Annotated in this window: 11 protein-coding genes; 7 read left to right on the forward strand and 4 right to left on the reverse strand. The window is 64.8% G+C overall.

Annotated features, from left to right (window positions below; all coding sequences use genetic code 11):
- Nucleotides 1–62 precede the first annotated feature (62 nt).
- Nucleotides 63–356, forward strand: coding sequence for a hypothetical protein (locus E1742_RS18060; protein WP_189568926.1), 294 nt, complete (start codon nt 63–65; stop codon nt 354–356).
- Between the two features lie 69 nt (nt 357–425).
- A complete protein-coding gene (locus E1742_RS18065) occupies nt 426–1,373 on the forward strand; it encodes an MvdC/MvdD family ATP grasp protein (protein WP_134386377.1) in 948 nt (315 codons plus the stop codon).
- 12 nt (nt 1,374–1,385) lie between these two features.
- Here E1742_RS18065 and E1742_RS18070 read toward each other — a convergent pair whose 3' ends face one another.
- Entirely contained in the window at nt 1,386–1,907 is a 522-nt protein-coding gene (locus tag E1742_RS18070) for an Lrp/AsnC family transcriptional regulator (protein ID WP_107144178.1), read from the reverse strand.
- Nucleotides 1,908–2,033: 126 nt separating this feature from the next.
- Between E1742_RS18070 and hppD the strand changes: the two genes are divergently transcribed.
- The 4 genes from hppD to E1742_RS18090 all read left to right on the forward strand — a co-directional run bounded on the left by hppD (nt 2,034) and on the right by E1742_RS18090 (nt 11,695).
- Nucleotides 2,034–3,164, forward strand: coding sequence for a 4-hydroxyphenylpyruvate dioxygenase (gene hppD / locus E1742_RS18075; RefSeq protein WP_134386379.1), 1,131 nt, complete (start codon nt 2,034–2,036; stop codon nt 3,162–3,164).
- 128 nt (nt 3,165–3,292) lie between these two features.
- Nucleotides 3,293–6,853 carry an indolepyruvate ferredoxin oxidoreductase family protein gene (locus tag E1742_RS18080; protein WP_134386381.1) on the forward strand — a complete coding sequence of 1,187 codons (3,561 nt, stop codon included), beginning with the start codon at nt 3,293–3,295 and terminating at the stop codon, nt 6,851–6,853.
- A gap of 263 nt (nt 6,854–7,116) precedes the next feature.
- Nucleotides 7,117–9,819 (forward strand): TonB-dependent receptor domain-containing protein, encoded by a 2,703-nt coding sequence (locus tag E1742_RS18085; RefSeq protein ID WP_134386383.1) that lies wholly within the window; start codon nt 7,117–7,119, stop codon nt 9,817–9,819.
- Between the two features lie 106 nt (nt 9,820–9,925).
- Nucleotides 9,926–11,695 carry a M14 family metallopeptidase gene (locus E1742_RS18090; protein ID WP_134386385.1) on the forward strand — a complete coding sequence of 590 codons (1,770 nt, stop codon included), beginning with the start codon at nt 9,926–9,928 and terminating at the stop codon, nt 11,693–11,695.
- Between the two features lie 56 nt (nt 11,696–11,751).
- Here the strand turns inward: E1742_RS18090 and ttcA are convergent, their stop codons facing one another.
- From ttcA to E1742_RS18105, 3 genes are read right to left on the reverse strand one after another with little or no spacing between them, the layout of a single operon-like run.
- A complete protein-coding gene (gene ttcA / locus E1742_RS18095) occupies nt 11,752–12,663 on the reverse strand; it encodes a tRNA 2-thiocytidine(32) synthetase TtcA (RefSeq protein ID WP_134386387.1) in 912 nt (303 codons plus the stop codon).
- Nucleotides 12,660–13,058, reverse strand: a complete 399-nt coding sequence (locus tag E1742_RS18100; protein ID WP_134386389.1) for a dihydroneopterin aldolase — start codon at nt 13,056–13,058, stop codon at nt 12,660–12,662. The genes ttcA and E1742_RS18100 overlap by 4 nt, the downstream gene beginning before the upstream one ends.
- 28 nt (nt 13,059–13,086) lie before the next feature.
- Nucleotides 13,087–13,857 carry an SDR family oxidoreductase gene (locus E1742_RS18105; RefSeq protein ID WP_134386391.1) on the reverse strand — a complete coding sequence of 257 codons (771 nt, stop codon included), beginning with the start codon at nt 13,855–13,857 and terminating at the stop codon, nt 13,087–13,089.
- Between the two features lie 55 nt (nt 13,858–13,912).
- Here E1742_RS18105 and E1742_RS18110 point away from each other — a divergent pair, with 55 nt between their 5' ends.
- A complete protein-coding gene (locus tag E1742_RS18110; RefSeq protein ID WP_134386393.1) occupies nt 13,913–15,061 on the forward strand; it encodes a class I SAM-dependent methyltransferase in 1,149 nt (382 codons plus the stop codon).
- The last annotated feature ends 70 nt before the right edge of the window (nt 15,062–15,131 follow it).

Below are 15,131 nucleotides of genomic sequence, written 5' to 3' on the forward strand. Positions count from 1 at the left end.
GACAACAGCGCGACAACAGTCCGACATCTCTCCGACAGACACCGGCGCCGCCCAGGCGCACCATGACGTTGCAGGACAAGAAGCGGTACGCCGTACCGCACCTGATCAAACCAAATGGAGATGTCATGAAACTAGGCGAAAAATTCGATCGCGAACGCATGAAAACCGACGCAAAACCAGTCGTGCTGATGATGCAGCCGGAGGGCTATATCGAAGTGCGCGGGCCTGAAGAGCTGCGTCAATGGGAAGAAAACGCGCGCGCGCTGACCGGCGTGTCGATCGCGGCACCGCAAGGCTTGCGCGCGGCCACGACGTGCAGCGCCGGCTGCGCCGATGACTGTGGCGTGATGGCATAACGCGGCGGCATCAGCATTTTCTTCACCGCGTAGCACCACGGTGCTACGCACTCCAGGGGCTGCACCGACATGATATTAATCGTTACCGGCAAGGACGACTTGCATGCGCTGATGGTCCAGCGCGAACTCCACTCGCGCGGCCAGGCTTGCGCATTGTTTGAAACTGACCGGATCGCCAATTCGCCCGGCATCTCTTGGCGGTTTTCCTCCGGGCGTGCGCAAGTGAGCCTGCGCTGCCGCGATGGCATGCCCATCGACGTGGCCGATGTCGGGGCGATCTGGTGGCGCCGTCCGCAACCGGCCCAGCAGCGCGATGCCACGGCGCCGCCCAGCCACCATGCGCTGATCGATGTCGAATGCCGCGGCACGTTGATGGGCATGTTTTCGGCGGATTTCGACGGCCAGTGGGTCTCGTCGCCGGCCGCCACGCTGCGCGCCGCCGACAAGTTCCTGCAGTTGTCCGTCGCGAGCAAGATGGGCTTTCGTGTGCCGCGCACCGTCGTCACGCAACGCCGGCAGGACGTACTGGACCTGTATCGCGAAGCGGCCGGACGGGTCATCGTGAAGGCCGTCGTCGGCGTCGCCGAACCGATGCTGTTCACGCGCTTCCTGGACGATCCCGAGGCCATCGACGAGGCGTCGTACGCGGCTTGTCCCGCCGTCTACCAGGAATATATTCCGGGCTGCCGGCACATCCGGCTGAACTGTTTCGGCGACCGCTCCTGGGCAGCCGCGATCGACTCCGAAGCGCTGGACTGGCGCGCCGACCTGTCGGTGCCCGTCAGCGCGTGGGAAGTGCCGCAGGCGCTGCATGCGCAGGTGCGCCGCGTGCTCGATGCGCTGGAGTTGAAGATGGGGATCGTCGATCTGAAGCAGGACGCGAACGGCGAATTCGTCTGGCTCGAAGTGAATCCGCAGGGGCAGTTCCTGTTTCTCGAACCGCTGACCGGCATGCCGATGACGCGCTACTTCGCCGACTTCCTGATGGATGCCTGCGCCGGTACCACGCGGCACTGACGCAGGCCCGTATCACACCAGTGGCAATGCCGTCGTATCCTTGATGCGCTGCAGTGCGAAGCTGGACTTTACATCCAGCACCGCCGGGTGGCGCAGCAACGTCGCCATCATGAAACGCGAGAAGTGGTCCATGTCCTCGACGTGCACGCGCAGCAGGTAATCCATCTCCCCCGTCATCGCATAGCAGGCCACCACTTCCGGCCACTGCTCGACGGCCACGGCGAAGTCCTCGCGCGGCGACGCCGTGCCGGGCAGGGCGCCCAGCGCGCGGGCGTTGCTGTGCGCTGCGGCGTCGCTATGCTTTTCCAGACGCACGTTTACATAGGCCAGGAGGCCCAGGCCGATCTTGTCCGGGTCCAGCAGGGCCACGTACTGGCGGATGACGCCTTCCTCCTCCAGCCGCTTGATGCGGCGCAGGCAGGGCGACGGCGACAGGCTGACCTGCTCCGCCACGTCCTGGTTGGACAGGCGGCCGTCGGCCTGCAGAATGCCGAGAATTTTGCGGTCGGTCTTGTCGAGCGCGATCTTGGTCATGAATTCCTCGTTAGGGGATGAATATCGCAATATTATTGCTCAAAAGCGGTGTCCTTGGGAATTGTTTGCAATTTAATTCTTTCAAACGGGGTCTATACTGGGCGCTATTCTGATAAGGAGACAAGCATGCAATTCACGCCCTGGGACAACCCGATGGGAACCGATGGTTTCGAGTTCGTCGAGTTCGCCGCGCCCGATCCGAAGGCACTCGGCGCGCTGTTCGAGAACATGGGGTTCACCGCCATCGCCCGCCACCGCACCAAGGACGTCACCCTGTACCGCCAGGGCGAGATCAACTTCATCATCAATGCCGAGCAGGATTCGTTCGCGCAGCGCTTCGCCCGCCAGCACGGCCCGTCCGTGTGCGCCATTGCGATCCGCGTCGACGATGCGGCCTACGTCTACAACAAGGCGCTGGAGATGGGCGCGTGGGGCTTCGACAACAAGACCGGCCCGATGGAGCTGAACATCCCCGCCATCAAGGGCGTGGGCGATTCGCTGCTATACCTCGTCGACCGCTGGCGCGGCAAGAACGCCGACAAGGGCGTGACGCCGGGCAGCATCGGCGACATCAGCATCTACGATGCCGACTTCGTTGCGATCCCAGGCGTCGATCCGAACCCGGTGGGCAACGGCCTGACGTACATCGACCACCTGACGCACAACGTCTACCGCGGCCGCATGGGCGAGTGGGCCGGCTTCTACGAGCGCCTGTTCAACTTCCGCGAAGTGCGCTACTTCGACATCGAAGGCAAGCTGACGGGCCTGAAATCGAAGGCGATGACGTCCCCGTGCGGCAAGATCCGCATCCCGATCAACGAATCGTCGGACGACAAATCGCAGATCGCCGAGTACCTGAACGAATACCACGGCGAAGGCATCCAGCACATCGCGCTGGGCACGGACAATATCTACGGCTCGATCCAGGGCATGCGCGACAAGGGCATCGCGTTCCAGGATACCATCGAGACGTACTACGAACTGGTCAACCGCCGCCTGCCGAGCCATGGCGAGAACCTGGACGAGCTGCGCCGCCTGCGCATCCTGATCGATGGCCAGGCTAACAGCGAAAGTGGCCGCGAACTGCTGCTGCAGATCTTCACGCAGAACGTGATCGGACCGATCTTCTTCGAGATCATCCAGCGCAAGGGCGACCAGGGCTTCGGCGAAGGCAATTTCCGCGCGCTGTTCGAGTCGATTGAACTCGACCAGATCAGGCGCGGCGTGCTGGAAGACCCAGCCAGGTCCGAGGCGTAAGATGCGCAAGGGACTGTCCCCGCAGGGGGACTGTCTCTGTTTTACACAGCAGTAAAGACAAGCCGGCAGCCCCTCGTCAGAAGGGGCGCCGGCTTTGGCACTTAGAAAGAATATTGGAGACAAAACCCATGAACGCACCTCAAAAGGGTACGGAGCTAGGCACGCCGGAGCATCAATCCGACATTACGCTCGACGACAAGTGGACGCTCGAACGCGGCCGCGCCTTCATGACCGGCACACAGGCGCTGATCCGCCTGCCGATGATGCAGCGCGAGCGTGACGTCAAGGCCGGCCTGAACACGGCCGGCTACATCACCGGCTACCGCGGCTCGCCCGTGACAAGCATCGACATGACGGCGATCAAGGCGCAAAAGCACCTGGAAGCGCACCACGTCAAATTCCACCCCGGAATGAACGAAGACCTCGCGGCCACCGCCGTCTGGGGCACCCAGCAAACAAACCTGTTCCAGGACGCGAAGTACGACGGCGTCTTTTCCATGTGGTACGGCAAAGGCCCCGGCGTGGACCGCTGCGGCGACGTCTTCAAACACGGCAACAACGCCGGCTCGGCCAGACACGGCGGCGTGCTGGTGCTGGCCGGCGACGACCACGCCGCGAAATCGTCCTCCACCGCGCACCAGTCGGATCACATCCTGGCCGCGTGCGGCATCCCCGTGCTGTACCCGTCGTCCGTGCAGGAGTACATCGACTACGGCCTGCACGGCTGGGCGATGAGCCGCTACACGGGGCTGTGGGTGGCGATGAAGTGCGTGACCGACATCATCGAGTCGGGCGCCGTCGTCGACTTCGATCCCGACCGCGTGCAGATCGCCATGCCGGACGACTTCGAGCTGCCGCCCGGCGGCCTGAATATCCGCTGGCCCGATGCCGTGCTGGATCAGGAAGTGCGGATGAACAGCTACAAGTGGTACGCCGCGCTGGCCTATGCGCGCGCCAACAAGCTCAATCGCATCATCTGGGACAGCCCGAAGCCGAAGATCGGCATCATCACGGCCGGCAAATCGTACCTGGACACGCGCCAGGCGCTGGCCGACCTGGGCATCGACGAGCAGGCCGCCGCCGACATTGGCATCCGCCTGTACAAGATCGGCATGACGTGGCCGCTGGAAGCGGACGGCGTGCACGAATTCGCGCGCGGCCTGGACGAGATCATCGTCGTCGAGGAAAAGCGGCAGATCCTCGAATACGCGCTGAAGGAGGAGTTGTATAACCTGCCCGACGGCGAACGGCCCCGCGTCGTCGGCAAGTTCGACGACACCGGCGAATGGTCGAACAAGCACCGCTCCGGCCATGGCGACTGGCTGCTGCCGGCCACCTATGAACTCAATCCCGCGCAGATCGCCCGCGCGATCGCCAGCCGCATCTCGCACTACTGCGCCGGCCACCCCGTTGCGGCCCGGGTGCAGGAGCGCATCGCCTTCCTGGAAGCGAAAGAGCTCGTATTGAAATCCGTGCCGGTCAAGCCGAATCCGGAGACGGACCGCACGCCGTTCTTCTGCTCCGGCTGTCCGCACAACACGTCGACCAAGGTGCCGGAAGGTTCGCGCGCGCTGGCCGGCATCGGCTGCCACTACATGGTGCTGTGGATGGACCGCGAGACGTCGACGTTTACGCACATGGGCGCCGAAGGCGTCACGTGGGTGGGCCAGGCGCCGTTCACGAACGAAAAGCATGTCTTCACGAATCTGGGCGACGGCACTTACTTCCACTCCGGGATCCTTGCCATCCGCGCGGCCGTCGCCGCCAAGGTCAACATCACCTACAAGATCCTGTACAACGACGCCGTCGCGATGACGGGCGGCCAGGTCGTCGACGGTCCGCTGGACCCGGGCATGATCTCGCGCCAGATCGCCGCCGAAGGCGTCACGCCGATCATCGTCGTCACCGACGATCCGGACAAGTATCCCGACGATTACGCGTGGGCGCCCGGCGTCACGGTGCGCCACCGCTCGGAGCTGATGGACGTGCAGAAGGAACTGCGCGACAAACCCGGCGTGTCGGCCATGATCTACGACCAGACCTGCGCGTCCGAGAAACGCCGCCGCAGGAAGCGCAACGAATTCCCCGATCCGGCCAAGCGTGCCGTCATCAACGAAGCCGTCTGCGAAGGTTGCGGTGACTGCTCGGTGCAGTCGAACTGCCTGTCCGTGGAACCGCTGGAAACGGAACTGGGGCGAAAACGCCAGATCAACCAGTCCAGCTGCAACAAGGATTATTCCTGCGTGTCCGGCTTCTGCCCCAGCTTCGTCACCGTCGAGGGCGGGCAGCTGAAAAAGCCGAAGAAGGCCGCGGCAGGGACGGGCGACGTGCCTGCGCTGCCGGCGCCCGTGCTGCCGTCGACGGCCACGCCGTACGGCATCCTCGTCACGGGCATCGGCGGCACCGGTGTCGTCACCGTCGGCCAGATCCTGGCGATGGCGGCGCACGTGGAAGGCAAGGGCGCCGTGGTGCTGGACATGAGCGGGCTGGCGCAAAAAGGCGGCCCGGTGATGTCGCACGTACGCCTGGCCGACCGGCAGTCGGACCTGCACTCGACGCGCGTCGGCACTGGCAGCGCGGATCTTGTCATCGGCTGCGACCAGATCGTCACGGCCAGCCGCGACGCGTTGTCGCGCATGGGCGAGGGCCGCACGTGGGCGGCGATCAATTCGACCGGCGCCACGACTGCCGCATTCGTGAAGAATCCGGACTGGCAGTTCCCGGGCGACTCGTCGCAGCGCGAAATCGTCAAGGCCTGCGGCGCCGAGCGCGTGGACTTTGTCGACGCCGGACGCATCGCCACGGCGCTGATGGGCGACTCCATCGCGACCAATATGTTCATGCTGGGCTATTCGTTCCAGAAGGGCCACGTGCCGCTGTCGGAAGGCGCGCTGATGAAGGCGATCGAACTCAATGGCGTTTCGGTCGGCTTCAACAAGGCCGCCTTCAACTGGGGCCGTTACGCGGCGGTGGACCTGGGCGCCGTGACGAGGATGACGGCGCCGGCGCAGGTCATCGAATTCAAGCGCACGCAGACGCTTGACGAGATCGTCGGCCGCCGCATCGAACTGCTGACGGCCTACCAGAACGCGGCGTACGCCAGCCAGTACCGGGAGTTCGTCGATACGGTACGCGCGGCCGAGAGCCGACTCAACCCGAAGGGGCTGAAACTGACGGAAGCCGTCGCCCGCTACCTGTACAAGCTGATGGCATACAAGGATGAATACGAAGTAGCCCGCCTGCACACCGACCCCGCGTTCCGCCAGAAGATCGAAGGCATGTTCGAAGGCGACTACAAGGTGAAGTTCCACCTGGCGCCTCCGCTGCTGGCGAAGCACGACAAGGACGGCCATCTGGTCAAGCAGGAGTTCGGCCCATGGATGCTGCAGGCGTTCAAGCTGCTGGCGAAGCTCAAGGGCCTGCGCGGCGGTCCGCTGGACATCTTCGGCTACACGGCCGAGCGCAAGACGGAACGCGCGCTGGTCAGGCAGTACCGTGACACGGTAGCGGCGCTGCTGCCGAAGCTCACAAGCGAGAACCTCGCCACAGCCGTGGCGATCGCCCGCATCCCGGAAGACATCCGCGGTTATGGCCACGTCAAGGAGCGCCACCTGAAGGCGGCGAAGCAGAAGGAGGCGGCTTTGCTGGCGGCGTATCACACGCCGGCACCGGCATCGCACGCGGCCTGAGGCAGCAGGACCGGCAACAAGGACCGACAAGCAAGGCCGGTAAGCAAGAACTTTGAAGCAAGGCCGGGGCAAGCCATGATGTGACGCCAGTGCGTCACATCATGGCTTGCCCCGGTTTTTTTTGTCACGTTGGCGATAGCAAAATGGCAAAATGGCAAAGCGCATAAGCTAGCGCAAAACCATTCGTTCCAACTGTGGGGGGCGTTTGGTATGGTTCGCATCCCACCAGGACACCACAGAAATCCAGGGAGAACCCAGCCAATATGAAGAAGAAAAAACTGCTTGCCGCGCTCATCGGCGCTCAATGCGCCCAATTTATGCCGCTGCTGGCACACGCCCAGTCCACGCAGGCCGCCGAAGCACCGGCAGCCGGTGCCGCGCCCACGGCCGTCATCGTCACGGGCTCGCGCATTGCCCGTGCCACCCTGGAAGGGCCATCGGCCGTCACGATTCTCAAGGGTGAGGACATCACGCGCCAGGGCTACAAGAACGTTTTCGACGCGTTGAACAACCAGGCGCAGAACAGCGGCTTCGTGCAGGGCGCCGATTACGGCAACACGTTTACGCCATCGGCCAACACGATCAGCCTGCGCGGGCTGGGTCCGAACCACACGCTGATCCTGCTGAACGGCCGCCGACTGGCCGACTTCCCGACCGCCTACGAAGGCACGGTCAACTTCACCAACCTGGCCAATATCCCGTCCAGCATCGTCGAGCGCATCGAGATCCTGTCCGGCGGCGCTTCCGCGATCTACGGATCGGACGCCATCGCGGGCGTCATCAACATCATCCTGAAGACCAAGGCCGAGGGCTTCGACGTCAACGTCAAGGGCGGCACGTCGTCGCGCGGGGGCGGCGGCGACCGGCGCGTGCAATTCACGGGCGGCCAGACGTTCGGCAAGCTGACGACGGTGTTCAGCCTGGAACTGTCGGAACGGGACCGGCTGTCGACCTTGCAGCGCGACTTCATGGCCGAACGCGATGGCACGCCCACGAACATCCTGTCGCGCCGCAATCTCGACACGGGCAAGTACGTCAGCCTGGGCAATGCCTGCAACGACTTCGCCGACATGTTCGACAACAGCGTCTTCAGTTATACGGCCAAGGCAGGGGCCTACTGCGCCAGCCGCAAGGCCGCCAATACGCACTGGACGCTGCAGACGGAGAACCGCAGCAAGAACGCCTTCGCCAGTGCCACCTATGACCTGGGCGAGGCCGTACTGTTTGCCGACGTTCTGCTGGGCCGCAACGACACCGCCAGCAATACGCGCGGCCCGTCGTGGACCGCGGACTCGATCGGCAACAGCTACTTCCTGAACCAGAACACGGGTGCCTACGAGGAGTGGCGACGCTATATCTCGCCGCAGGAAACGGGCAGCGTGCAGCGCTACGACCGCACGTGGGAAGACCGCGCGCTGGCCGCATCCCTGGGCGTGCGCGGCAATATCGGCCAGACGGGCTGGAAGTACGAGGCCGGCTACAGCGCCTCCGCTTACAAGAGCGAAAACCACGTGCCGCGTGCGCTGGCCAATATCGACAGCTTCTTCCTCGGTCCGCGCCTGGGCACGGATGCGGACGGCGTCGCCATCTACGCGCCCGATCCGGCGCGCCTGACGCGGCGCCTGACACCGGCCGAATTCGACTCGATCACGGGCCAGGCCGACAGCGACGACGAATCGTGGACGCACACCCTTTCGGCCAGCGTCAACGGCAAACTGCTCGACCTGCCGGCCGGTCCGCTGCAGCTGGCGGCCGTGCTGGAGGCGGGCCGCCAGGGCTTCACCAACGCACCAGACCCGCGTATCAACGAAGGCTACTTCAACCTGGTGCCGGGCAGCTTCGTCACGGCGGGAACGCGCACCCGCTACGCGGCCGGCGCCGAACTGAACATCCCGCTGCTGTCCACGCTGACCGGCACGCTGGCCGGCCGCTATGACCGCTATGAGTTCGCCGAGCGCCGCAACGGCAAGTTCACGTACAACGCCGGTCTCGAATTCCGGCCGCGCAAGGACCTGCTGCTGCGCGCGAACTACGCCACCAGCTTCCGCGCGCCTGACATGAACTACATCTACAAGGCGCGCGGCACGGGCTACTACTCGTCCACCACGGACTATTACCGCTGCGCAGTCGCAGGCGAGCCGCTGGCCTCGTGCGAATATGCCGACGCGTCGCCCGGCGCCGACTACGTGCAGTACGGCAGCCGCGACCTGAAGCCGGAGCAGGGCAAGTCGTACGGCGCGGGCATCGTCTGGTCGCCCAGCAGCGCGTTCGACGTGTCGCTGGACTACTGGAACATCAAGATCGACGACCTGGTCGTGAACCTCGATGCGGACAAGCTGCTGCGCGACGAAGCGGCCTGCCGCCTGGGCGGACTGGATAGTGCCTCGTCGCTGTGCGTCGATACCGTCAGCCGCATCACGCGCTACGCCGACAACTCGCCGAACCGCCCTGGCGAGATCAAGGAGATCCGCGTCAATCCGATCAACGCGGCCAAGGAAAGCGTCAGCGGCTTCGACGTCAGCGCGAAATATGCGCTGCGCACGAGCGACTACGGCACGTTCACGGTGCGCGGCAACTACACGAAAACGATCACGCGCCGCTCGCAGCAGTTCGAAGGCGACGAGGTGCAGGACCGCCTGCACGCCCTGGACAGCAGCGACTGGCCGGACAAGCTGTCGACAAGCGTCAACTGGGACCGGGGCCCCATCTCGGCCACGTTGTTCGCGACCCGTTACGGCAAGATCCCGAACTCGGAGCAGACCGGCTACATCACGCCGACGACGCTCGTCAACGCCAGCGCCGTGTACCGCTTCAGCGATCGCCTGACCTTGTCCCTGATCGTCAATAACCTGTTCAACAAGGTAAAGGAAGATCGTTCCGGCGGCTGGCCGTACTACCCGATCGGCAACTACAGCCCACTGGGCCGCATCGGCTGGGTCGAGCTGAATTACCACTTCGGTTCGTAGCCGCGGAGGCTCCCGACAGGGTCCTGATCGATACTATAATGCTCCGGCGGGACGGGTGCGCACAGGCGCCCGTCCCGCTTTTCCATCCACCGTACCGGAGCCGTGAATGATTCGTACCGCCTTGCCGTCAGTCCTGTCGCTGTCCCTGCTCGCCGCATTCCCCTTGAGCCATGCCGCAACCGATCTCACCACCGTGGCGGAACGATCCGGGTTCGAGGCCACGGGCCGTTACGATGAAGTGATCAAGCTGTGCGACGGATTCCAGAAGGCCTATCCGAAGTCGGTGCGGTGCTTCGAGTTCGGCCGCACGCCGGAAGGGCGGCCGATGCTGGCGCTGGCCGTGTCGAAGACGGGCGCCCTGACCGCCGCGGCGGCGAGGAAAAAGAACCTGCCGGTACTGCTGGTGCAGGGCGGCATCCACGCCGGCGAAATCGATGGCAAGGATGCCGGCTTCCTGGCGCTGCGCCACGCGCTCGACGGCAAGGCGGCCAGCGGCACGCTGGATAAACAGGTGCTGCTGTTCGTCCCCGTGTTCAACGTCGATGGCCATGAGCGCTTCGGCAAATGGAACCGCCCGAACCAGCGCGGCCCGGTGGAGATGGGCTGGCGCGTGACGGCGCAGAACTACAACCTCAATCGCGACTACGTCAAGGCAGATGCGCCGGAGATGCAGGCGATGCTGGCGCTGGTGAACAGCTGGGACCCGCTGGCGTACATCGACCTGCACGTGACGGACGGCGCCAAGTTCCAGCCGGACGTGTCGATCCAGGTCGAGCCGGTGCACGGCGGCGACGAGGCTCTCAAGACGGCCGGCACGGCGCTGCGCGACAACGTCATGGCCGACCTGCGCAAGGGGGGCTCCGATCCCAAGCACTTTTATATCTCGTTCGCGAAAACGGACGAACCGCAGTCCGGCTTTGTCGACGAGATGTCGACGGCGCGCTTCTCGACAGGTTACTTCCAGCTGCGCAACCGCTTCGCCATGCTGGTCGAAACGCACTCGTGGAAGGACTATCCGACGCGTGTGAAAATCACGTACAACACGATCGTCTCGCTGATGGACCAGGTGGCGCGGCACGGCACCGAATGGCGCAAGGAGGCGCTGGCGGCGGACGCCCGTTCGGCAGCGCTGGCGGGACGTGAATTCCCGCTCAGCTACCGCACGACGGACAAGACCGAAATGATCGACTTCGCCGGCTACGAATACACGCGCACGCCGTCCGATGTGTCCGGCGGCGTCTGGACGAAATACGACGAAACAAAGCCGCAGAAGTGGACCGTGCCGCTGCGCGAGGAGATCGTGCCTGACCGCGTGATCACGGCGCCGGCCGGCGGCTACATCGTCCCCGCCGCGCAGGCATCGCTGGTGGCGCCAAAGCTGAAGCAGCACGGCGTGACGTTCAAGGTGCTGGCCGCTGCGCCGGGCAAGGTGGACGTCGAGGCGTTCCGCGCCGAGAGCACGAAGCTGTCTCCCAATTCGGTCGAAGGCCACCAGACGATGGCACTGGACGGCAGCTGGCAGCGGGAAGCGCGCGACATCGGCGCCGGCGCGCTGTTCGTGCCGATCGCACAGCCGAAGGCCCGCCTCGTGATGACGATGCTGGAACCGCAGGGCGCCGACTCGCTGGCCGCGTGGGGCATGTTCAACGTGTCGTTCGAGCGCAAGGAGTACATGGAGGAATACGTCGCCGAGGAAGTGGCGCGCGAGCAGCTGCAGGACCCGCAAGTTGCGGCCGCGTTCAAGGCGAAGCTGGAGAGCGATCCGGCCTTTGCAAAGAATCCGCGCGCGCGCCTGGAGTTCTTCGCCAAGCGCCATGCATCGTGGGATGAGCGGTTCAACCTGTATCCTGTGTACCGCACGGCGCGGGTGTACTGATAGATTTGGGGCAGGTACCTTTCACGGGGCCGTGTGGCCCCCTGAAAGCCCTGCCTTTACTGCGCCTGCAACGGAATCACGCCAGCGGCCGGCGTCGAACACGGCTCCTCGTCAAACGCGATATCGCCCAGCGGATTGGCCACGCCATCCGTTTTCAGGTCCGTGAAGCCGAACAGGTTGCGGTCCATCAGGTGCGACGGAATCACGGTGGACAGCGACGAGAACACGCTTTCCACGCGGCCCGGGTGCTTCTTTTCCCAGTCGCGCAGCATCGCCTTGATCTGCTTGCGCTGCAGGTTTTCCTGCGAGCCGCACAGGTCGCACGGGATGATCGGGAAGTTTTTCACTTCCGCGTAGCGCGTGGTGTCTTCTTCCTTCACGTAGGCCAGCGGGCGGATCACCATGTGCTTGCCGTCGTCCGATACCAGCTTGGCCGGCATGCCCTTGAGCTTCCCGCCGAAGAACATATTCAGGAAGAAGGTCTCGAGGATGTCGTCGCGGTGGTGGCCCAGCGCGATCTTGTTCGCGCCCAATTCATCCGCCACGCGATACAGGATGCCGCGGCGCAGGCGCGAGCACAGCGAGCACGTGGTCTTCCCTTCGGGGATCAGGCGCTTGACGATGCTGTAGGTATCCTGGTTCTCGATGTGGAACGCCACGCCCAGCTCCGTCAGGTAGGCGGGCAGGATATCGGCCGGGAAGTTCGGCTGCTTCTGGTCCAGGTTGACGGCGACGATGTCGAAGTGGATCGGCGCGCGTTCGCGCAGCGTCATCAGGATGTCAAGCAGGGCGTAGCTGTCCTTGCCGCCGGACAGGCAGACCATGACCTTGTCGCCGTCCTCGATCATGTTGAAGTCGCCGATGGCCTGGCCGACGAGGCGGCACAGGCGCTTGTGCAGCTTGTTGTTTTCGTAGGCGACCTTCTCGGCGGCCTTCTCGCTCACTGGCGTATCGATCACGGCGTTCATACGTCGTCCTTGATGCGGAAGACTTCGACGCCCACGCCTTCGCAATCCGGATACACGTCCGGCTTCATCGTCGACACGCGCACGGCGCGCACGCGCGGGTGCGCCAGCATGGCCTGCACGACATCGTCGCACAGCGTTTCCTGCAGATGCACGTGGCCTTGGGCCATGCGGCGGGCGATCGTTTCGCGCATGAAGTCATAGTCGACGACTTCGTGCAGTTCGTCGGCCTTCGGCGTCGAGACAGCCAGCGGGATGTACAGGTCGACGTTGATCAGGACGCGCTGTTCGCCCTTCTTCTCGAAATCGTGCACGCCGATATTGATCTGCACTTCGTAATTACGCAGGAACAGCCGGCGGCAGTCCTGCAGGCGGGGATGGGTGAGGGCGGACAGCATGGTTTTAAACCTTCAAAGAATCGAGTACTTATTGTGCGATGAACATCACGTCGCGCGGCAGGGGCATCAGGTGCTGGCCGCCGTCGACCAGCAGGGTCGTTCCCGTCACGGCGCGGGCGGTGGCCGCATACAGCACGGCGGCGACGACGTCCTCCGGTGTGCTGGAGCGGCCCAGCGGCGTTTGCGTGTGCGCCTTGGCGAAGCCCGCTTCGCTCTGGTCGCCGGACACCATGGTGATCCCCGGCGCCACGCCAACCACGCGCAGCGTCGGCGCAAGCGCCTGGGCCAGCATCGTCGTGGCCGTGTGCAGCGCCGCTTTCGACAGGGTGTACGACAAAAAATCGGGATTGAGATTGTACAGCTTCTGGTCCAGCAGGTTGACGACAACGGCCTGTCCGCCCGCCGGCGTGTGGCTGTGCAGCGACTGCGCCAGCAGCAGCGGCGCACCGAGATTGGCATGCATGTGCGCGTCCAGCTGCGCCAGCGAGAAGTCCGCCGCGCTGTCGTAATCGAATCGCGAGGCGTTGTTGACGACGCAGCTCACGCGGCCCAGCGCCGCGGCGGCAGCAGGCACCAGAGCTTTGACGGCGGCTTCGTCGGCCAGGTCGGCATGCAGCGCCACGGCGCGCCGGCCCAGCGCCTGGATCGCGCCGACGACGTCCAGCGCTTCGTCGCGCGAGGCGCGGTAATGCACGGCCACGTCCCAGCCGGCGGCCGCCATGCCCAGCGCGATGGCCCGGCCGATGCGGCGGCCGGCGCCTGTCACGAGTACGACCGGGGCGGTCGGGTTGGTAGTCATCATCGCTCCACTAGGTTCATTGTTGCCCGGCCCGGCGATTCGCTACAATGCTGGAATGTCACTTCCCGCACCTTCCGCCGATGCGCTGGCCGCGTCGCACGCTCTGCAGCACCGCATCGCCGCCGACATCGCCCAGCACGAGGGCGCCATTTCGTTCGCCAGCTTCATGGAACAGGCGCTGTATGCGCCGGACCTCGGCTATTACAGCGGCGGTGCCGCCAAGCTCGGCAAGGATGGCGATTTTACAACCGCGCCGGAGATGTCGCCGCTGTTCGGCGCAGCCGTGGCCCATGTCGCGGCCGCCATTATCGCCCAAAGCGCCCCACGCATCCTGGAATTCGGCGCCGGCACGGGCAAGCTGGCGCGCGACATCCTGACGGAACTGGCCGCGCTGGGCATTGCCGTCGAGAGCTATGCGATCGTGGAATTGTCCGGCGAACTGCGCGCGCGCCAGCAGGAGGCGCTGCGCGACTTCCCGCAGGTGACGTGGCTGGACGGCTTTCCCGAGCGGTTCGACGGCGTCATCGTCGGCAACGAAGTGCTCGACGCGATGCCGGTGGACCTTGTCACGAAAACGGCCGACGGCTGGCGCGCGCTGGACGTGACGATTGCGGACGGCCGCTTCGCGCACGTGCCGACCGCGTTGACAACGGCGCAGGGCGAGCAGCTGGCGCGCCAGATCCCGGATGCGAACGAGCTGCCGGAAGGCTACGTGACGGAGCTGCACGGCACCGCCTGCGGCTTCATGGGCAGCGTCGGCGCCTTGCTCGCCGGCGGCAGGGGCGCGGCGATCCTGCTCGATTACGGCTTTCCCGGCCACGAGTTCTATCACCCGGACCGCAGCACGGGCACGCTGATGTGCCACTACCGCCATCACGCGCATGACGATCCGTTCTATCTGCCGGGGCTGCAGGACATCACGGCCCACGTCGACTTCACGGCGGCCGCGCTGGCGGCGCAGGATGCCGGGGCGGACGTGCTGGCGTACATGAACCAGGCCGCGTTCCTGCTGGCGGCCGGCATCGGCGACCTGCTGCTGCGCACCGATCCCGCCGATTCGCAACGCTACCTGCCGCAGGCGAACGCCGTGCACAAGCTGCTGTCGCCGGCGGAAATGGGCGAATTGTTCAAGGTGCTCATCGTCGGCAAGGATGTGGCGCTGCCGCCCGCGCTGGCGGATGCCGACCGCGCGCACCGGCTGTAGGCCGTTCCGGTAACGCATGTTGTGAGTTCGGCTATTATGGTTGACTTGGCGCGAAACCCCGTCGTGACGC

This window comes from Pseudoduganella plicata (assembly GCF_004421005.1).
GTDB lineage: Bacteria > Pseudomonadota > Gammaproteobacteria > Burkholderiales > Burkholderiaceae_D > Rugamonas > Rugamonas plicata.

Excerpts from the sequence above, each read along its gene's own strand:
- E1742_RS18080 (WP_134386381.1), top strand. The coding sequence starts at position 3,293 with ATGAACGCACCTCAAAAGGGTACGGAGCTAGGCACGCCGGAGCATCAA.
- ttcA (WP_134386387.1), bottom strand. The coding sequence starts at position 12,663 with ATGAACGCCGTGATCGATACGCCAGTGAGCGAGAAGGCCGCCGAGAAG.
- E1742_RS18060 (WP_189568926.1), top strand. The coding sequence starts at position 63 with ATGACGTTGCAGGACAAGAAGCGGTACGCCGTACCGCACCTGATCAAA.
- E1742_RS18065 (WP_134386377.1), top strand. The coding sequence starts at position 426 with ATGATATTAATCGTTACCGGCAAGGACGACTTGCATGCGCTGATGGTC.
- E1742_RS18105 (WP_134386391.1), bottom strand. The coding sequence starts at position 13,857 with ATGACTACCAACCCGACCGCCCCGGTCGTACTCGTGACAGGCGCCGGC.
- E1742_RS18110 (WP_134386393.1), top strand. The coding sequence starts at position 13,913 with ATGTCACTTCCCGCACCTTCCGCCGATGCGCTGGCCGCGTCGCACGCT.
- E1742_RS18085 (WP_134386383.1), top strand. The coding sequence starts at position 7,117 with ATGAAGAAGAAAAAACTGCTTGCCGCGCTCATCGGCGCTCAATGCGCC.
- hppD (WP_134386379.1), top strand. The coding sequence starts at position 2,034 with ATGCAATTCACGCCCTGGGACAACCCGATGGGAACCGATGGTTTCGAG.
- E1742_RS18070 (WP_107144178.1), bottom strand. The coding sequence starts at position 1,907 with ATGACCAAGATCGCGCTCGACAAGACCGACCGCAAAATTCTCGGCATT.
- E1742_RS18100 (WP_134386389.1), bottom strand. The coding sequence starts at position 13,058 with ATGCTGTCCGCCCTCACCCATCCCCGCCTGCAGGACTGCCGCCGGCTG.
- E1742_RS18090 (WP_134386385.1), top strand. The coding sequence starts at position 9,926 with ATGATTCGTACCGCCTTGCCGTCAGTCCTGTCGCTGTCCCTGCTCGCC.